Annotated in this window: 24 protein-coding genes and 1 pseudogene; 17 read left to right on the top strand and 8 right to left on the bottom strand. The window is 29.9% G+C overall.

Features of this window, described 5'->3' with window-relative positions; translation table 11 throughout:
• The 3 genes and pseudogenes from F553_RS12580 to F553_RS0107050 all read left to right on the top strand — a co-directional run.
• Positions 1 to 336: pseudogene (locus F553_RS12580) on the top strand (S-layer homology domain-containing protein); the annotation flags it as partial.
• A gap of 121 nt (positions 337 to 457) precedes the next feature.
• A complete protein-coding gene (locus F553_RS0107055) occupies positions 458 to 1,219 on the top strand; it encodes a MurR/RpiR family transcriptional regulator (protein ID WP_018999558.1) in 762 nt (253 codons plus the stop codon).
• A 133-nt stretch (positions 1,220 to 1,352) separates the two neighbouring features.
• On the top strand, positions 1,353 to 2,159 hold the full coding sequence (locus F553_RS0107050) for a 2-thiouracil desulfurase family protein (RefSeq protein WP_018999557.1): 807 nt from the start codon (positions 1,353 to 1,355) through the stop codon (positions 2,157 to 2,159).
• A 93-nt stretch (positions 2,160 to 2,252) separates the two neighbouring features.
• Here the strand turns inward: F553_RS0107050 and glgP are convergent, their stop codons facing one another.
• The 3 genes from glgP to F553_RS0107040 form a co-directional block, all read right to left on the bottom strand.
• Entirely contained in the window at positions 2,253 to 3,983 is a 1,731-nt protein-coding gene (gene glgP, locus F553_RS12110; RefSeq protein WP_279625111.1) for a glycogen/starch/alpha-glucan family phosphorylase, read from the bottom strand.
• Entirely contained in the window at positions 3,971 to 4,516 is a 546-nt protein-coding gene (locus F553_RS12705) for a glycogen/starch/alpha-glucan phosphorylase (RefSeq protein ID WP_279625110.1), read from the bottom strand. The genes glgP and F553_RS12705 overlap by 13 nt, the downstream gene beginning before the upstream one ends.
• 267 nt (positions 4,517 to 4,783) lie before the next feature.
• Positions 4,784 to 5,200: a cupin domain-containing protein gene (locus tag F553_RS0107040; RefSeq protein ID WP_018999556.1), complete on the bottom strand. Its 417-nt coding sequence runs from the start codon at positions 5,198 to 5,200 to the stop codon at positions 4,784 to 4,786.
• Positions 5,201 to 5,397: 197 nt separating this feature from the next.
• Here F553_RS0107040 and F553_RS0107035 point away from each other — a divergent pair, with 197 nt between their 5' ends.
• A complete protein-coding gene (locus tag F553_RS0107035) occupies positions 5,398 to 5,745 on the top strand; it encodes a hypothetical protein (protein ID WP_018999555.1) in 348 nt (115 codons plus the stop codon).
• Between the two features lie 110 nt (positions 5,746 to 5,855).
• Here the strand turns inward: F553_RS0107035 and F553_RS0107030 are convergent, their stop codons facing one another.
• From F553_RS0107030 to F553_RS0107010, 5 genes are all read right to left on the bottom strand, one after another.
• Positions 5,856 to 6,551: an LrgB family protein gene (locus F553_RS0107030; protein WP_018999554.1), complete on the bottom strand. Its 696-nt coding sequence runs from the start codon at positions 6,549 to 6,551 to the stop codon at positions 5,856 to 5,858.
• Positions 6,552 to 6,555: 4 nt separating this feature from the next.
• The gene (locus F553_RS0107025; protein WP_018999553.1) at positions 6,556 to 6,921 is read right to left on the bottom strand and encodes a CidA/LrgA family protein; all 366 of its coding nucleotides are present in this window, start codon (positions 6,919 to 6,921) and stop codon (positions 6,556 to 6,558) included.
• The gene (locus F553_RS0107020; protein ID WP_008537446.1) at positions 6,922 to 7,599 is read right to left on the bottom strand and encodes a FadR/GntR family transcriptional regulator; all 678 of its coding nucleotides are present in this window, start codon (positions 7,597 to 7,599) and stop codon (positions 6,922 to 6,924) included.
• 172 nt (positions 7,600 to 7,771) lie between these two features.
• Entirely contained in the window at positions 7,772 to 8,359 is a 588-nt protein-coding gene (locus F553_RS0107015; RefSeq protein ID WP_018999552.1) for a hypothetical protein, read from the bottom strand.
• A gap of 35 nt (positions 8,360 to 8,394) precedes the next feature.
• Positions 8,395 to 9,054, bottom strand: coding sequence for a Crp/Fnr family transcriptional regulator (locus tag F553_RS0107010; RefSeq protein ID WP_018999551.1), 660 nt, complete (start codon positions 9,052 to 9,054; stop codon positions 8,395 to 8,397).
• A gap of 141 nt (positions 9,055 to 9,195) precedes the next feature.
• On the opposite strand from F553_RS0107010, the gene F553_RS0107005 reads away from it, so the two are divergent.
• From F553_RS0107005 to hutW, 13 genes are all read left to right on the top strand, one after another.
• Positions 9,196 to 9,429 (top strand): LSm family protein, encoded by a 234-nt coding sequence (locus F553_RS0107005; RefSeq protein ID WP_008537449.1) that lies wholly within the window; start codon positions 9,196 to 9,198, stop codon positions 9,427 to 9,429.
• A 94-nt stretch (positions 9,430 to 9,523) separates the two neighbouring features.
• Positions 9,524 to 10,369 (top strand): aminotransferase class IV, encoded by an 846-nt coding sequence (locus F553_RS0107000; protein WP_018999550.1) that lies wholly within the window; start codon positions 9,524 to 9,526, stop codon positions 10,367 to 10,369.
• Positions 10,370 to 10,604: 235 nt separating this feature from the next.
• On the top strand, positions 10,605 to 11,219 hold the full coding sequence (locus F553_RS0106995; RefSeq protein WP_018999549.1) for a MotA/TolQ/ExbB proton channel family protein: 615 nt from the start codon (positions 10,605 to 10,607) through the stop codon (positions 11,217 to 11,219).
• 2 nt (positions 11,220 to 11,221) lie between these two features.
• Positions 11,222 to 11,623, top strand: a complete 402-nt coding sequence (locus F553_RS0106990) for an ExbD/TolR family protein (protein WP_018999548.1) — start codon at positions 11,222 to 11,224, stop codon at positions 11,621 to 11,623.
• A 3-nt stretch (positions 11,624 to 11,626) separates the two neighbouring features.
• A complete protein-coding gene (locus F553_RS0106985) occupies positions 11,627 to 12,457 on the top strand; it encodes an energy transducer TonB (protein ID WP_018999547.1) in 831 nt (276 codons plus the stop codon).
• A gap of 23 nt (positions 12,458 to 12,480) precedes the next feature.
• A complete protein-coding gene (locus F553_RS11785; RefSeq protein ID WP_018999546.1) occupies positions 12,481 to 12,705 on the top strand; it encodes a hypothetical protein in 225 nt (74 codons plus the stop codon).
• Between the two features lie 23 nt (positions 12,706 to 12,728).
• Complete coding sequence (locus tag F553_RS0106975; protein ID WP_018999545.1) at positions 12,729 to 13,706, top strand: ABC transporter substrate-binding protein; 978 nt, start codon at positions 12,729 to 12,731, stop codon at positions 13,704 to 13,706.
• A gap of 18 nt (positions 13,707 to 13,724) precedes the next feature.
• Positions 13,725 to 14,747: a FecCD family ABC transporter permease gene (locus tag F553_RS0106970; protein WP_018999544.1), complete on the top strand. Its 1,023-nt coding sequence runs from the start codon at positions 13,725 to 13,727 to the stop codon at positions 14,745 to 14,747.
• Positions 14,744 to 15,544, top strand: coding sequence for an ABC transporter ATP-binding protein (locus tag F553_RS0106965; RefSeq protein WP_018999543.1), 801 nt, complete (start codon positions 14,744 to 14,746; stop codon positions 15,542 to 15,544). The genes F553_RS0106970 and F553_RS0106965 overlap by 4 nt, the downstream gene beginning before the upstream one ends.
• On the top strand, positions 15,544 to 16,284 hold the full coding sequence (locus tag F553_RS0106960) for an ABC transporter ATP-binding protein (protein ID WP_018999542.1): 741 nt from the start codon (positions 15,544 to 15,546) through the stop codon (positions 16,282 to 16,284). Before F553_RS0106965 ends, F553_RS0106960 begins: the two co-directional genes overlap by 1 nt.
• A gap of 2 nt (positions 16,285 to 16,286) precedes the next feature.
• Positions 16,287 to 17,024, top strand: a complete 738-nt coding sequence (locus tag F553_RS0106955; RefSeq protein ID WP_051081866.1) for an ABC transporter permease — start codon at positions 16,287 to 16,289, stop codon at positions 17,022 to 17,024.
• Positions 17,025 to 17,130: 106 nt separating this feature from the next.
• Positions 17,131 to 17,670 (top strand): flavodoxin family protein, encoded by a 540-nt coding sequence (locus F553_RS0106950; protein WP_008537463.1) that lies wholly within the window; start codon positions 17,131 to 17,133, stop codon positions 17,668 to 17,670.
• Positions 17,667 to 19,070 carry a heme anaerobic degradation radical SAM methyltransferase ChuW/HutW gene (hutW, locus tag F553_RS0106945; RefSeq protein ID WP_018999540.1) on the top strand — a complete coding sequence of 468 codons (1,404 nt, stop codon included), beginning with the start codon at positions 17,667 to 17,669 and terminating at the stop codon, positions 19,068 to 19,070. Before F553_RS0106950 ends, hutW begins: the two co-directional genes overlap by 4 nt.
• Positions 19,071 to 19,157: the final 87 nt, after the last annotated feature.

The raw sequence follows: 19,157 nt of genomic DNA, 5'->3' as shown, positions 1-19,157 counted from the left end.
AAATCTGATTTAGATGGAGTAACAGATAGTGTTGGCAGTGAAGTGGTAAATGATGGATGGTTTAGTGAACTTCGCTATAAACAACACAATCCAAGTGATGTAGGTTCCTTTGCAATCTTTACAAACTATAGAAATGTAGGTGCATTCTCAACAATAGATGCAACAGTAGACTATACTGAAAACGTAAGAGGATGGACACTTGGCTTTGACTATGTACCAATGGAAAATACAACAATAGAAGTATTCTACACAACAGGTACACAAGTAAATGCAACAAGTACAGAAGGTAGACAAGATGTAGATATCTTCCGTGCACAAATGGAATTTTATTTCTAAGAATAATATTATATTGTAAATAATAAAAGAGCTTAGTTTTGTATTTACAAAGCTAGGTTCTTTTATTTAATTATAAAGTTTTTTATAAATATAATAATCTATATTTTTAGGAGATATTTTGATGTTATTAGAAGAATTAGTTAGTAAAAATTTAAATAAATTAAATCCTACAGATTTAATAATATGGAGATATATTTATGCTAATAAAGCTGAATGTCCATATATGTCAATTTATAATATAGCAATCAATTGTAATGTTTCTAAAACAACAGTACTTCGTTTTGCTAAAAAATTAGGATTAGATGGTTTTAGTGATTTAAAAACTATGTTAAAGATGGAATTAAATCAAAAGATAGAAAATTCTTCAATAGATATAGCACAAGCAACTATTAATTTATGTGAACAAGTAGGCAAAGGGATTGCTAAGCAAGATTTTACTAAATTAAATAAATTATTATATAATGCAAAAAGAATATTTGTATATGCTTCAGGTTATGTACAAAAAAATGTTGCTAGTGAAATATCACGTTTATTTGTTAATTGCAATATATTAGTTTATGAAATAAAAGTACCTGATGAATTTGCTACTATTATTAGAAATATAAGAAAAGGTGATTTATTTATTATTATTTCATTAAGTGGAGAATCTAAAAATGTTATAGATGTTGCACAAAAACTTTATTTACAAAAAATACCAATTATATCATTAACACAATTAGAAAGTAATACTTTAGCAACACTGAGTACAGGAAATATATATATAACTCCTGTAAGATTACCAGCTACAGTGGATTTTGAATATAAATCTATGTTAGGATTTTTTTTAGCAGTAGAAATATGGTTTGTTAGTTATAGTCAATATTGTATAGATAAAAATATATGATATATTTTATATGTTAATTTGCAATTTTGGGATAAGGTTATTTTGATAAATTTCTTGTACTATGATTTATAAGAATAATATAATAGAAAGAGTGATATAAATATAATTAAAATTTAAGATATAAGGTGAAGATATGAAAAGTATAAGAGTTGTAGCAGCTATAATTAAAGATAAAGATAAAATTTTGGCAACTAAAAGAAGTTATGGGGAGTTTAAAGGTGGTTGGGAATTCCCCGGTGGAAAGATAGAAGAAGGAGAAGATAAAAAAACAGCATTAATTAGAGAGATAAAAGAAGAATTAAATGCTAATATTGAAATTGATAGCTATTTTGCTACGATAGATTATACGTATCCTAATTTTCATATGATTATGGATTGCTATATTTGTAATATAGATGATTTTGCAATCAATGAAGAAATACATGATGAGGCAAAGTGGCTGACAAAAGATGAATTAGATAGTGTGAATTGGCTTGCAGCTGATGAAAAAATCGTAAATAAATTAAAAATATATTTAAGTTCAAAGATTGCAGTAAGTGCTTGTCTTTTAGGTGATAATTGTAGATATAATGGCAAAAATAATTATAATGAAGAAATAGAGCATTTATTAAAAGATAAAGAAGTATATAAAATTTGCCCAGAAATATTGACAGGACTTAGTATTCCTAGAAAGCCTGTAGAAATAAAAGATAATAAAGTCATAACGCAGGATAATGAGGATATGACAGAGATTTTTCTTCATGGTGTAGATATGGCATGGGAAAAATTAAAAGATAAAAATATAGATTTAGCTATATTGAAGGCGAATAGTCCAACATGTGGCAGTAAAACAATTTATGATGGAACTTTTTCACATACATTAGTAGAAGGAAATGGATTGTTTGCTAAATTATTAAAAGATAATAAAATCATGGTAATCAGTGAAAAAGATATAGAATAAAAAAATACCTAATGAGTTTATGTGATAAATTTTGCTTTATACATAGCTCATTAGGTATTTTTTATAGAATTAAATTAATAAATTTGTTTAAACTTATTTGTCTAAGTGCCAAATATCATTATTATATTCAGCGATTGTGCGGTCACTGGAGAAGTAACCAGCATTAGCTATATTGATTAAAGATTTTTTAGCCCAAGCTAAGCGGTCTTCGTAATCATTATATGCTTGGTCTTTTGTTTGAATATAAGCTTTTAAATCTAATAAACTCATGAACCAGTCTTTAGAAATTAATTCATGATGTAAACGATGGAGATTTTCTGCCTGTCCAATAGATGTCATTTCTTCAGAAATTAAAAAGTCTACGGCGTTTTTAATGATTTCATCATTATTATAATATTTTCCTGCATCATAATCGTTGTTGTTGTAATGAGCGATAACATCATCACTGCTTTCGCCGAAGATATAGATATTGTCATCGCCAACAAGTTCATGAATTTCTACATTGGCACCGTCTTCAGTACCGATTGTAATAGCACCATTGAGCATGAATTTCATATTACCAGTACCACTAGCTTCTTTACTTGCAAGAGAAATCTGTTCGGAGAAATCGCAAGCAGGAATGAGTTTTTCAGCGTTAGTTACATTGTAGTTTTCTACCATTACCACTTGAATGTATTTGGAAGCTACAGGGTCTTTAGCGATAATATCTTGAAGACATAAGATAGCATGAATTATGTCTTTAGCAATGATATAAGCTGGTGCAGCTTTAGCGCCAAAAATGAAAGTAATAGGTGTAGAAGGAACATAACCACTGCGGATTTTTTGAAGAAGTTGAATGATGTAGAGTAAATTCATTTGTTGACGTTTATATTCATGTAAGCGTTTAATTTGAATATCAAAAATGCTATTTGGATTTAAAGTTAAATGCATTGTTTTATTTAAATAGTTGCATAAATCCTGTTTACGATTTTGTTTGATAGTTAAGAGTTTATTTAAAACAGTTTCATCATCAACAAATTTCAATAAATCTTTTAATTTTGTAGCATCAGTTTTGTATTCATCACCAATTAAAGATGTGATATATTGACTTAACTCATGGTTGCAATGCAATAACCAACGGCGAAAAGTGATCCCATTTGTTTTGTTGTTGAATTTTTCTGGGTATAATTCATAGAAAGCTTTTAATTCGCTATTTTTAAGAATTTCAGTATGCAAGGAAGCAACACCATTGATACTATAGCCAAAATGAATATCCATATGAGCCATATGCACAAGGTTATGCTCATCAATGATTTGTACAGCTTTGTTATCACTGCGAGATTTAGCAATAGCATTTAATTCTTGGATAGTTGGAATGAGTTGAGGTACTACTTGTTTTAAATCTTCAAGATGCCATTTTTCAAGTGCTTCAGCTAAGATAGTGTGGTTTGTGTATGCACATGTTTTGGATACGATATCAATAGCTTCATGTAAATCGATACCTTCTAAAACTAAGCGATTGATTAATTCAGGAATTATCATAGATGGATGAGTATCATTGATTTGGATACATACATATTTATAAAGTTCATGTAAATCATGTCCTTTAGCTTTTTCTTCCATCAAGATTAATTGTGTAGCATTGCTTACCATGAAATACTGTTGATAGATACGAAGCATTTGACCTTCTTTGGTGCTATCATCAGGATAGAGGAATAAAGTTAAATTTTTACGAATGTCTTTTTGGTCAAAAGAAATACCATCATTAACGATAGTTTCGTCAATAGTATCAATATCGAAAAGATGTAATTTATTTAATCCTTTTTGATAGCCTAATACATCAATATCATATAGTTTGGATGAACAGTAAAACCATTAAATTCGACATCAAAACCAATATTAGTATCATTTAACCAAGATTTATCTGTAATCCATGGATTTTTTTCTTCTTTTTGAAGATGATTTTCAAATTTTTGTTTGAATAAACCAAAATGGTAATTTAAACCTACACCATCACCAGATAAATTTAAAGTTGCAATAGAGTCTAAGAAGCAAGCAGCAAGTCTTCCAAGACCACCATTACCTAAAGATGGTTCGAGTTCAATTTCTTCTATATCACTTAAATTTTTGCCATTATCAGCAAGTAATGTTTTTATTTCATCATAGATACCTAAATTTATTAGGTTGTTAGATAATAATTTACCTATTAAAAATTCAGCAGAAATATAATAAAGTTTACGAGGGGTTGAAGTTGGTTTTCTGTCATTGCTTAAATTTTTTACTAGCATTAATAATCCAGTATACAATTCTTCATTTGTACAATCTTCAATTGTTTTATTAAATTGAGCTTGTAAAATATTAGTTAATTTAGTTTGCATATTTTCTACTCCTTTAATATTAAACTTTGATTATGCACCACTATATTTAGATTAGAGAATAAGCAATATTTTGTAAAGGTTATTCTCTAGTTCTATATTATAATATATAGTGTCAATACTTAAGGTTTTTTCTAAAGAGTAAGAAAAAAGAATTAATTACATATATTAAATACATAGATAATAAAAACTGCATTTCTAAAATTATAGTAGGTTAATTTTAAAAATGCAGTTTCTAGTTTATAAATTTAATTTTATCTGGAATTTTTATTATTTTAATTGCAAATATTCTTCATCAGTTACAGGTTCAAGCCATTCATTAGAGCCACCAACAGCAGGAACTTCAATAGCTAAATGAGAAAAGAAACTATCTTTTGTAGCACCATGCCAATGTTTAACTTCTGCAGGAATATTGACAACATCACCAGCTTTTAATTTTTGAGCAGGTTTTCCCCATTCTTGATAATAACCTTCACCAGCTGTTACTAATAATATTTGACCGCCTTTATGATGAATATGCCAATTGTTGCGACAAGCAGGTTCAAAAGTAACGTTACCAATAGAAACACCTGTAGTAGTGAGCATATTCAAATGAGCTTGACCAATAAAAAATTTACTGAATTGCTCTGGTAATTTATCTCCTAATGGAAAAATTAAAGAATCGCTGAATTCTTTTAATGTAGACATATTATTACCTCCAAATAAATATTTTTCTATATATTGTTATACTACTTAGAGTGAACTTCAAGTCAAGGTTTTAAATAAAATATTGTGTATATTAAAATGGATTTCTCATTTGAAAAAGTATTTTATCTATGATAAAATATCTATAAAGTTCGGTTTTCCGAACTAATAGCTTTAATATTTAAAGGTATGGTGATATTATGGCAAATTTGAATAATTTCATGTTTAAGGTAAAAGATTATAATAAAAATAAATCAAATAATATTGTAAATAGTAATATTACTTTTAATGAATATGCAGATAAATGGTTAAAAGAATATCGTTTACAGATAAGAAAATTAGATTTGCCTATAGTTATTAATAATATAAATATTGGTAAATATTATTTTGGTCAAAAGAGATTAAAAGATATTACTTCTTTGGATTATCAACAATTTTTGATGAATTATTCTTTAGGGAGAAAGAAATCTTCTGTAGAACAGGCGAATTCAATTATTCAAAGTTTATTAAAATCAGCATTAAATATTGAACAATATAAATTTTATTGAGAATTTAAAAGATGAATTTAGAAATAAAAAAAGACTGCTAGAATTGCATCTTAAAATCATTTAACGAATTAAAATGCAATACAATAGCAGTCTTTTTTGGAGTGTAAAATTTATAATAAAGTTGCATAGAATGAAACAGCAATTACAGTAACAATACCAGCTACAGCAATAGTTAAGCTACTGATAGCAGCTTCGATAGGACCCATTTCAATTGCTTTTGCAGTTCCCATAGCATGAGCAGATGAACCGATTGCTACACCTTTGGCTACAGGTTCATAAATTTTAAATACTTTGCAGATATATTCAGCAGTCATATTGCCGAATACACCAGTGATGATGATAACAGCAATAGTGATAGTAACGATACCACCTAATTCTTCAGATATACCAATACCTATAGCAGTAGTAATGGATTTTGGTAAAAGTGTTACATATTCTGTATGACTAAAGCTAAATAAAATAGATAAAGCTAAGATACAACTCATACTAGTGATTACACCAGAAACGATACCAGCCATGATAGCTTTTACGTTCTTTTTCAATTCTTCTAGTTGTTCATATAAAGGAACAGCAAGACAGATTGTAGCTGGTGTTAATAAATAACCTAAATATTTAGCGCCTCGATTATATTCTTCATAATCAATATCGAAGGTTACTAAAAAAGTGATTATAAGACCTATTGCTATTAACAAAGGATTGAAAATGGCAATTTTTAATTTACGTTTTATGCGCAAACCTATTTCATAGGCTAATAAGCTAATAATCAAACCAAATAAAGCTGAATTAAAGATAAGATCCTGTAACATCTAATTAGCAAGCTCCTTTTTTCTTCTTACTAGATACAATAATAAATTGTGTTATATGACCAGAAATAACCATTACAATAACAGTAGTTAAGCTTACTACTAAGGTCAAAGGAATTAATAAGTCACGAATTACACTCCATGCATTTAAAAGTCCAACAGCAGCAGGAATGAACATGATAGGCATAGTTTCGATTAATAATTTACTAGCATCTTTGATAGCAGAGATATTTAGAATTTTGAATTTTAAAAGTAAAAGCATTAAAACTAAGCCATAAACACTAGCGGGAACAGGTAATGGAACGAGTTCCTTAAAAGTTTCAACGATAAAAGTTAAAGTTAAAATAATACCAAATTGTTCAAGTAATTTCACTTAAAGAACCGCCTTCCATTTTAATATTTCTTTATCAACTAAATCGTAATGGTGATTAATAGCTGCATAACCAGCTAATTCATTGCGATTGATGATGCAATTTAGAATTTCTTTGTGTGAATTGATAATTGTATTTTTGGTTTCAGCTGTAGCACTGGAAAAAATATTATCAATTAATGTACAACATACATTAGAAAGTGCATTCATCATGCTAATCATTAATTTGTTTTGAGAGATATGTAAAATAATATCATGAAATAATTTGTCATAGTGGCTTTCACGATGACATTGCTCCATTTTTGTTACTACTTTTTGTAGCAATTTTATTTCTCTATCAGTGCATTTTGTAAAAACATGGCGAAAACATTCTAAGGCAATAGCACGTCTGATTTGATTGATTTCAGTAAAATTAGATTGCTCTAAAAGCAACATGAAATTTATAGTGGCGGAGATATTGCCACTGATTTTATTAGATAAATAATTGCCAGAACCTTGACGGCTTTCAATAAAACCCATGCTTCCCATAATGCGAATTGCATCACGGATAGTATTGCGACTTAGAGAAAGTGTTTCAGATAATTTGCGTTCAGTAGGGAGTTTATCACCAACACTGAGATTACCAGAAATGATTAATTCCTTAATATATTCTAAAACTAAGATATAACCTCTATCTTCCAAATGTGTACCCCTATCTATTTAAATAATTGGTAGTACCAATTATTATACATTAAATTATGTTGAAGTCAAGAGAAAAAATCGATAAAATCTGCATAAAAAAAGAAGTAACATATAGTTACTTCTTATAAACTTATTATTTAGTTGATTATATATTTAGTTTTTAATTTTTTAGTTAAGATTTTTGTTGAAGTCTGTTGATTTCGTTGAAAAGTGTATTATATTTTTGTGGAGATAGACGTTTATTAAGTTTTTCTAGAAATATGTCTAATTTATATTTATATTGAGCAAAATTTCTTAAATTATTTTCATCTATAGATTTTATGGTGTTATGTGTTAATTTATAAATATTAATAAAAGCTGTTTGAATATCTGGGCTTAGATGCTTGAATAAATCATGGCTTTTATCATTGATTAGAAAATCTATATCTTGTTGAAATCTCAATAATTCATGGCGAGCGCCTATCATTAAAATTTCATTGCATTTGAACATATTCTTTTTGAATAAACCGATATAAGTTTGAAAATCTCTATTTTTAGTGATGCCAGCTTGAAGAAGTGACATAGATGAGATTTTTTGATGATAATCTTGCATTCGTGCTATATAAAAAAGCACTTCTTCCATTTGATAATCGCTTAAACTTTGTTTTTGCTGATAATAAGCAAAGTCTTTTTTAGTGGCATAGATGATTATTTGATAATGTTTTTTTAGATTTTGGAAATTTTTTCTAAATTTTATAAGCCAACGTAAAGATTTAAACATGTGATTACTCCTAAATTTTAATCATTTAATAAAAATTATAATAAAGTAAAATTATTTTTGTGATAACGAATTAGTTTATCTTTTTGCATGCGTGATAATTCAGCAGACATAGCACTTCTTTCAACAGAAAGAAAATCTGCAAGTTCTTGTCTATTGAAGGGAATGGTAAAGGAATTATTATTATTTTTTAAAGCTTCGCTAGATAGATAAGATAAGATTTTTTCACGAGTTGTTTTTTTGCTTAAATGGTCTATCTTTGTTGTTAATTGTATATTTTTTTTAGCTATGAGTAAAAGCATATTTTGAATAATTTTTGAATGAAAATTGCATGCAAATTGACAAGGTGAAGTTATTTTTTGATAGTTTAAAAACATAATTTCAGCTTTTTCAGCAGTTACAATGCTAAAACAATTATTGTTAATATTCGTGCAAACAAAACTTTCACCAAATAAATCGCCTGTTGAAAGCGTAGTGAGAATTGTTCGATTGCCCCAATAATCTTCTTTGATGATATTTACTCTACCTTTTAAAATTATACCTACTTCAACGAGTGGTTCGGAGGCTTTGAGTATATAAGAATTTTTCTCATAAGTTTTTATGTTCATTAAAAGGCATTTGAACATATTGATTAAATCCTTTGTATCAATACCAGAAAATAAAGCTGAGTTTTTTAGTATATCTAAATATTTTTGCATAAAACTACTCCTTTGTTGGAAAAACAACGTATATAATATTATACTAAATTATAAAATATTGTAAATAATTGTTTAATAGTTGATAATAAAGATGGTATAAGGTAAAATTATAATAATCAAAGTTTTAAGGAGCGATTGTGCATGTTTAATGAAGATTTTAAACAATACAAAGGTCACATTGTAAGAGTTATTTGTAATGATGGTAGAGAATATGTAGGAGAACCTACAATTTTTAGAGATCATGATGCTACATCTTTACCTGGTTCTGATTGTATTTCTTTTTATGAAAGCAATACATATCGTGTAGCAGACTTTTTCCGTGCTGAAATAAAAGATATTGTTGTTATTTGCAAACAAGAAGCGCAAGAAGCATAATTTAGTGAAATAAAAACCCGAAGAATTCTATTAATTTTGTGTATATATTTTAATAGTAATCTTCGGGTCTTTGTCTAATTAAAGGAGATTTTTTATGAAAACTTTAGGTTATTATAATGGAAAATATGATGAAATTGATAAAATAATGATACCTATGTCAGATCGTTCCCATTGGTTTGGCGATGGTGTATATGATGCCACTTGCGCTAGAAATTATAAAATCATGGCTATTGATGAACATGTTGATAGATTTTTTAATAGTGCTAGATTGTTAAATATCAATTTAGGATTTACTAAAGAGTATTTAAAAGATTTATTGAATGAATTAGTACAAAAATTAGATGATGATGAGCTGTTTGTATATTGGCAAGCTACTCGTGGTGGTAATGGTCTTAGAAGTCATAATTATGATAAAGAGCAAAAAGCTAATTTATGGATAACAATTTGCCCAGAAAAAATAACAGATAAAGATAGAGAATATAAATTGACTTCTATGGAAGATACAAGATTTTTACATTGTAATATTAAGACTTTAAATTTAATTCCTAGTGTAGTAGCTTATCAACATGCTAAGGAAAATAATTGTGATGAAACTGTATTTCATCGCGGGAATATAGTTACAGAATGTGCTCATAGTAATGTGCATATAATCAAAGATAAAAAATTTATCACTCATCCTGCTGATGAATATATTTTACCTGGTATTGCTAGAGCGCATTTATTAAAAGCATGTAAAGCATTGAACATTGAAGTAGAAGAAAGACCTTTTACAGTAGATGAATTAATCAATGCTGATGAAGTAATTGTAAGTAGTTCTGGTGATTTGTGTATTCGTGCTACAGAATTTGAAGGAAAAGCTGTAGGTAAAAAAGATAGTGATACTTTCAATAGATTGAAAGAGTATATTTATCAAGAATGGTTAGAATGTACTAAAAAATAAAATTGAATAGATTTAAAAATTGTTCATAAAACATTTGACAATGAGAATTGTTTTCAATATAATTGTTTATGTAATTTTTAAAAGAGAGTCTAGAACTCCATAGAATATATTTTTGAATAAAATTTTTGTGTGTATTTATCTTTATTTAGAGCATAGGAAAATTTTATTTTAGATTTATTCTATGGAGTTTTATCTTTTTAACGAAGATTATTATTTAGAGAAAGGTGCGTTTAAATTGGATTTTATTATTAGTGCATTAGAATTATTTCATCATGGTGGTTGGGTGATGTATCCACTTTTAGCTTGTTCTATTTTAGTTGTTGCTATTGGCATTGAGCGTTTTATCTATTATAAGAGAACTTGTGGCGATAATAAAGATATGGCTCAACAAATTTTAGCTTTAGCTAAAGAGCGTAATTGGCAAGAAACAGAAAAAGTATGTGCTAATAATCGTTGCTTTGTCAGTGATGTATTGGCGATAGGCTTAAAATATCGTGAGTGTCCCATGTCAATGAAGGAAAGTTTTGAGGAATATATTTCTGTTAGAGCAAATGGGTTAAAACGAAATTTAAATTATTTAGATACTATTGTTACAATGGCTCCACTGTTAGGTTTATTAGGTACAGTAGTGGGGATGATTAGTTCTTTTAAAGTATTAGATGTTGCTGGTGATAATCCTGCATTAATCACTGGTGGTGTAGGTGAGGCATTAATCGCAACTGCTACTGGTCTTTGTGTAGCCGTGCTAGCCTTGATTGTGCATAGTTATTTTAGCAATCGCTTAGATAGTGTTTTAACTGATGTAGAAAATGTTTGTACTGTAGTGATTAGTAAGGCAAGAGGTAAATAATAATGAATATACGTAGTAATCGCGTGGCAAGACCACCACGATTGATGATTATACCGATGATAGATATTATATTTTTCTTGATGGTGTTTTTCTTATTTAGCACTTTGCAAATGGTTTATCAAAAATCTATGCCTGTGAATTTGCCAGTAGCATCTTCTAGTCATCAAGAAGCACCAAAGCCAGTGTCTATTACACTAATGAAAGATGGCACAATCAGTATAGGTGATACAGTAGTAAGCATTGAAGAAATAAAATCACGAGTGGAACAATTAGCTGATAAAGCAGATACTCCTGTGATTTTAAGAGCTGATGAGAATGTAGAACATGGAAAAGTAATCAAAGTGATGGATGAAATCAAAAGTGCAGGTGTAACAAAATTATCCATAGCTACTCAGGAGAAATAATCAATGAAAAAACATATTTGGAAAAAATCTTTTTCAATATCATTTGTTTTTCATTTTATAGTGGTTATAACCATTGGTGCTATGGTAGCAGGCTTTCATCAGGAGATACAAAGACCAAAAGAAGAATTGATTACAGTCAATCTAGCGGACACACCAGAACAGATAGCAAAAGCTCAAGAAAAATCATCATTCAATTCATTTAGTAGAGATATAGAAAATATTTTTAAGCATAATGGTGATAATGATAATCAAAATATTGAAAATAAAAATAATGAAGTAAATGAAAATAAAGATATAAAACAAATAAATAATGTAGAAAATGAACAGATTGAAAAAGATGAAATTAGTGCAGAAGATGGAATTTTACCAGCTTCCAATAATATGACAAATACAATATCAGAAGATGATACGCAAGCAATTAGTGGCGGTATTGGTCAGGGAGATGGTGAGGATTTTTCTGGTAGCGAAAATAAAAACAGTGGCAGTGGAAATGGTGGCACAGCAGAAGGCATGGCTGGTGGTGATAATGGAAAAGCTAGTGGCGGAGCAAATGTTACCGAAGATAGATATAGTGTAGCAAGTAGATTTGCTCAAGCTGTGGAAAATCATAAATCTTATCCTTATGCAGCTGTCAAATTAAATCAGCAAGGTACAGTAATTATCAATGTAACTATTGATGCAAGTGGAAATTTAATCAGTGCAGGTGTAGTTTCTAGCGTTAATGGGAATTTAGATAAGGCTGCTTTAAATGCAGTATATAGTGCATGTCCATTTAGTCATGGTTTAGGCGAAAGTATTAGTATGAATGTTCCTGTTAATTTTTATTTGAATTGATATTGAGAAAAGAGCTGTTTTTGATGCAAGAAGTTATATTAAAACAAGAAAAAATCGAAAATATTATTATAGATAATGAAAAAAAGAACGAAAAGAAAACGTTAACTAAATTACCAGAACATAGATGTAAGCGATGTAATAGATTGCTTTTTTATGGAAAAGTTAAATATGTAGAAATAAAATGCCCTAAATGTAGTTGTATAAGTAAAATTGGCAAAGATGTAAATAAAATTTGTATAAAAAGTTGATTGAAAAATAAAGAGGTGAAAATATGAGTGGCTATTTGAGAAAAGTAATCTTTGGAATTATTTGTTTGATAGCTATTGGCGGATTGTTTTTAGGTTTTCGCTCACATGAAGGAGATACAAATAATACTAGCTCAACAAGAGTCGTTACAGATAGCACAGGTAGAGAGGTAACGATACCAACACATCCTAAACGTGTAGTATTATTAAATGCTTCTCATTTAGATTTATATTATTATGCTGGTGGCAAAGAGACTAATACAATAGTGGGAAAACCAACATCAGAAGCTTTGAGTGATGAAGTCAAAGAAGGAACAAAAAATATAGAGCAAATCGGTGTAATTCACAATCCTAGTGTAGAAACTATTTTGAAATTACAACCTGATTTAGTAATTGGTGTAAATGTACCTTTTCATCAGCAATTAATTCCTACTTTGGAAAAAGCTAATATTCCTGTGTTGATTAAATCTTTAGACACATATGAAGATGTGATATCCACTTTAGGTTTTTATGGAGAATTAACAGGAGAAGAAAAAATCGCTCAAGCAAAAATCAAGGAAATAGAAGCTGATTATGAAAAAGCGATTGCTAGAGCAGAAAATAAAACAGCTCCAAGAAGTTTGATAATCTGGGGTACGACAGATAGCTTTAGCATGGCAACAAGTAAATCATTTACAGGAGATTTATTAAAACGCTTAGGTGGTAATAATATAGCAGATAATGTGGATTCTGTAGCAAAAGACAGTGGCTATATCCCGTTAGGAATGGAATATATTGCTACACAAGATCCAGAGGCCATATTTGTAGTAACTCATGGTGATGTGGACGCAGTAAAAAATAGTATAGATGAAAATTTAGGGCAAAATCCTTTGTGGCAAGATATATCTGCTGTGAAAAATAATAGAGTATATGTATTACCATATCAGTTATTTGCTGTAAATCCTGGTACTAATATAGCTAAAGCGATAAATATATTGGCAGATGATTTATATTTACAAGAATAAAAAATATGAGGTATGGTAATGGCTATTGCTAGTATAAGTGAAAAGATAAGAGATCCTAGAAGTAAAAAACGCAATTTAGTGATGTTTTTGGGATTGATTTTGTTGGTAGCAGTTTTATTTATCAGCATGATTATAGGTACAGCAAATACATCATTTAGCGATTTATATAATGTGTTTGTAGGTGTTCAAAATACAGAAAGTTATAGAATTTTATATCACATCCGCATTCCTAGAGTGCTTACAGCAATGTTTGCAGGTATAAATTTAGCTATTGCAGGCTGTATATTACAAGGTGTATTGAAAAATCCATTGGCAGATCCAGGTATTATTGGGGTATCAGCAGGGGCTGGTCTTGCTGCTATGGTAGTCATGATTGTTTTACCTGAATATACGAATATGGTGCCAATCGTAGCTTTTGTAGGAGCGATGGTAGCGACTTTAATTTTATTTGCACTGGCATGGGAAGAGGGTATTCAGCCACTTAAATTGATTTTAGCTGGTGTCACAGTTTCAGCATTTTTTGCTGGTGGTATGACATGCTTGATGGTATTTTTCTCCGATAAAATTCAAGGCACAGTGAATTGGATGGCAGGTGGTTTTTCAGGTGCTTCATGGAAGCATGTAACTATGATTTTGCCATATACTATCATTGGTTTAGTAGGTGTGAGTATCAGCAGTAAATTGTTAAACGCTTTGCAATTAGGTGATGATGTAGCAAAAAGTTTGGGAACACGAGTGGAAGCTACAAGATTTTTCCTCGTTACGCTGGCGGCTTTATTAGCTGCTTCTGCTGTGAGTGTGGCAGGTATGCTCACATTTGTTGGTCTTATAGTACCACATATGATGCGTTTAGTAGTGGGTTCTGATTTTAACTATTTATTGCCAAGTTCAGCTATTTTTGGTGGAATTTTATTGATTGTAGCGGATACAGTAGCAAGGACTGCTTTTAGTCCTATAGAGGTGCCTGTAGGTGTATTTATGTCATTTATTGGTGCGCCGTTTTTCCTTTATTTATTGAAAAGGGGAATGCAAAAGAGATGATTTTACAAGCAGATAAACTTACATTGCAATATGGGCAAAAAATCATTGCTGATAAACTGAATTTTAAGGTAGATAAATCAGAGATAATAAGTATTATTGGGCCAAATGGTTCAGGAAAATCTACATTATTAAAATCTTTAGGTAGATTATTAAAGCCTACACATGGGACTGTTTTATTAGAAGGAAAAGACATTCAAAAAATGAAACCTGGTGATATAGCACGCAAAATGTCGATATTGCCACAATCTTCAACAGCTCCAATGGATATGACTGTTTATGATTTAGTCTGTTATGGTAGAATGCCACATCAAGGATTATTTTCTTCGCCAAATAAAATTGATGAAGAAAAAATCGAAGAAGCATTGACGCAGACAAATACATCACATATGCGATATCGAAGATTAGATACTTTATCTGGTGGCGAACGTCAAAGAGCATGGCTGGCAATGGCGATAGCTCAAAACCCAGAGATTTTATTATTAGATGAACCGACTACGTATTTAGATGTAAAACATCAATTGGATTTGATGAATTTAGTATATAAATTATATGAAACAAGAAAAATCACAGTGATTATGGTCTTGCATGATTTAAACCATGCTGCTAGATATAGTCATCGCTTAGTAGCGGTGAAAAAAGGCAAAATTTTTGCTGAAGGTTTGGTGCAAGATGTATTTACAGAAAAAATACTTTGTGATTTATATGATGTAGAAACGTCAGTCATGTCTTTAGAGCAAAATGGACAAAAACATTTAGTTTGTTTCCCTTATGATGTAAAACAAGGGGAGAAAAATTAGTGCAGGTTTTAAGTTTAAATAAGATAAATAAACAAATTAAGGATAAAATTATTTTAAAAGATATAAGTTTCACACTTGAAGAAGGCGAGATATTGGGGCTTTTAGGCCCTAATGGTGCTGGTAAAACGAGTATGATGAAGATAATATCTGGTTTAAGTAGAGCAAATTCAGGTAAGCTTGAGATTTTAGGGATTGATGCTGATAAAGAAAGGGCAAAGATAAAGTCTCAGCTAGGTTTTGTCATGCAGGATAATAATATGGAAAGAGAATTTTCTGTTAAAGAAGCTTTGCTATATTATGCTCGTTTGTATAAGGTGAAAAATTATAAATATGAAGTGGAAAAAATAATATCTCAATTTGAAATGAATACTTGGCAAGATAGAAAGATTGAGAAATTATCTGGCGGTATGGCTAGAAAAGCAATGATTGCTAGAGCTTTATTAGTAAAGCTTAAAATCTTATTGTTAGATGAACCAAGTGTGGGATTAGATCCTGATGTGAGATATGATATTTGGCAAGAAATAAAAAAATTAAAAAATATGGGGATAAGTGTAATTATCACTACTCATTATATGGAAGAAGCTGAATATCTTTGTGATAAAATCGCTATTTTAAAACAAGGAAGATTATTGGCGATAGATGAAGTAGAAAAAATAAAGCAGATAATGCAAAAAAATGAAAATGAAGATATAACTTTAGAAAAAGCTTTTTTACGATTTATCGGTAAGGAGGCTTATTGATTTTGAATTTTTTAGCAGTATATATGCGTGAAATGGCACTTTTGCAAAAGAAGATGGGAAAATTAGGATATATTTTCTCAGCGGTAATGTTTCCGATAATTTATTTATTTGCCTTTGGCATGGGAATTGGACCTGTAATGAATAATATCCATGGTGGTTATTTACCTTTTTTGGCAAAGGGAATGCTATCTATAACAGTCATGATGAATGCTTTTCAACAGACAGCATTATCAGTGAGTGTGGGGAGATTTTATTTTAAAACATTCCAGACATTATTATTGAGTCCGATTTCTGCTTTTCAAGTTATATTAGGCATCACTTTAGCTGGAGTTACTCGTGGCTTTATAGCTGGAGGTATTATCTATATCATAGCTATGGTATTTTTTGATGTGCCGATGTTGAGCTTTTGGGGACTTTTAGGGATTTTATTATCTGCCTTTTGCTTTGGTATTTTAGGGATTGCCATAGGTCTTTGGATCAAAAATCCAGATGCGTTATCTTCAGTGATAAATTTTATAATTACACCAATGACTTTCTTTTGTGGTACATTTTTTCCGTTGTATAATTTGCCGGATTGGTTGCAGATTGTAGTGGGGATTTTGCCATTGACTTTAGCGAATAATTTATTGCGTACAGAAGTATTTAGTGTGTATAGTTTGTTAGATATGATTTATTTAATAATTATCACATTAATCTTGTTGGTAATTAGTAGATATCAATTAAAAAATTATAATGAATAATCTAATTGATATAAAATAAAAGTTTTAAATTTTAGTGTGTTTAAGATAAATTTAGACTATAATTTGAGTAAAGATATATTTTTTATAGAAAAGAAGGAGATAAAAAATGAAATCAATAGTAGTTTATTCTAGTTTAACAGGTAATACAAAAATGGTAGGAGAAGCTATTGCCGAAGTTTTAGCTCCGAATTGTGATATTTATAAAGTAGAAGATAATCCTGATATTACAGGTTATGATTTAGTTGTTGTAGGTTTTTGGGTGGACAAAGGAACAGCTGATGCAAAAGCTAGTAAATTTTTGAAATCCATTCGCAATAGTAAAGTGGCTGTATATGCTACGCTAGGAGCTGAACCAGATTCAGAACATGCAAAAACTAGTTTGCAAAATGGTATAGATATGTTAGATAGTTCTAATGAGATTATGGGAAGATTTATCTGCCAAGGAAAGATTGATCCTAAATTATTAGAAGCGATGAAAAAAATGTTTGGCACGAAAGTTTCTAAAGAAAATTTTCATGCAGTAGATGAAAAGCGTTTGGAACGTCATCGCAAAGCTAGTACACACCCTGATGAGCAAGATTTGGCTAATGCAAAGAAAGTATTTAGTGAGATTAAAGCAAAAATGAGTGGTGAAATGAATTTATGAGCAAAATAAGAGAAATATTAGATAGTCTATCAACTGAACAATATAAGATGATGATAGGGGAAAAATCTTGTCAGCCTTTGACGGAGACTTTTAGCAAAAAAAGAGTAGTTCATCCAGGGGCAAATGGACAGATGGTACCACCTGTAAAACAGCAAGAAATTTGGCTTGAATATATGCAAAGAAAAGGAGATAAAAGTAAAAAGAAAGCAGTATATATACACATTCCTTTTTGTAGTCAAATTTGTCTATACTGTGGTTTTTTCCAGAATTATTCTAATGAAGAACGCGAAACCATGTATGTAGATAGATTAATCAAGCAATTATCAATGGCAAAAGAATATAAATATGTACAAGATAGTGTGATCAATGCTGTATTTTTTGGTGGCGGAACACCATCTACATTATCACCATATAATGCAGATAGATTATTAAAAACTATGAATGAAGTATTGCCACTTGCTAATGATTGCGAAATAACTATGGAAGCTCGCGTGCATGATTTAGTTGATGAAAAACTGCAAGTATGGTTTAAACATGGTGTAAATCGCATATCTGTGGGTGTACAATCTTTTGATACAGCTATCCGTCAAAGTATGGGACGCAAAGATGATAAAGAAACTGTTATTGAAAATCTCAAACGAGCTGCAAGTTATAATCAAGCAGTATTAATCATAGATTTGATTTATGGTTTACCTGCTCAAAGTGTGGATAACTTTGTAAATGATTTAAAAATAGCAGATAGTTTGCCAATTGATGGTATGGATTTGTATCAATTAAATGTGTTTGAACAATCTGCATTAAAAAAAGCGATAGATAATGGCAAAATACCACCTGCGGCAACGACAAAACAGCAGGCAAAATATTTAGAAGCAGCTATTTCATATTTAGATGAATTAGCTTATAAGCGATTGAGTGTCTGTCATTGGGCAAAAACAAACCGTGAACGCAGTATGTATAATACTTTGGCAAAATCAGGAGCTGATGTGATACCATTTGGTTCAGGGGCTGGCGGTTTTGTAGGAGATATTTCTATGTTTTTAAATAGAGATTTACAGCGTTATATGAATGCTATTGATGAAGGAAAATGGCCATTGATGGTTTTAACTAAAGAAGCAGAAGGCAAAGTTTTATTTAAGGATATTCAAGCACAAACTGAAAATTGTATGGTAAATATACAAAAATTAGCTCAAGTATATAGTGAAGAACTTTTGCAATTAGAAGAAGTACTTAATATTTGGGTGGAATATGGTTTATTTGAAAAATGTGGCCATACTTATAAAATGACAGTTGCTGGTCAATTTTGGCAAAATAATATCACACAGACAATAATAGAACTTACACAACAATTATTAATGGGCAAAAAATCTTTTGAAGTTCAGCCAATAGCAGCACAGGGTTAAATATATAAATAAAATAAGGCAGTTATGATTAATTTTGATAACTGCCATAATTTTTAAGATATAAATGATAATGATTATTATTAATAA

It is taken from the genome of Megamonas rupellensis DSM 19944, assembly GCF_000378365.1.
In the GTDB taxonomy this organism is placed as follows: domain Bacteria; phylum Bacillota; class Negativicutes; order Selenomonadales; family Selenomonadaceae; genus Megamonas; species Megamonas funiformis.
The sequence above is the reverse complement of the archived record's forward strand: the minus strand, read 5'-3'. Positions and strand labels throughout refer to the sequence as shown.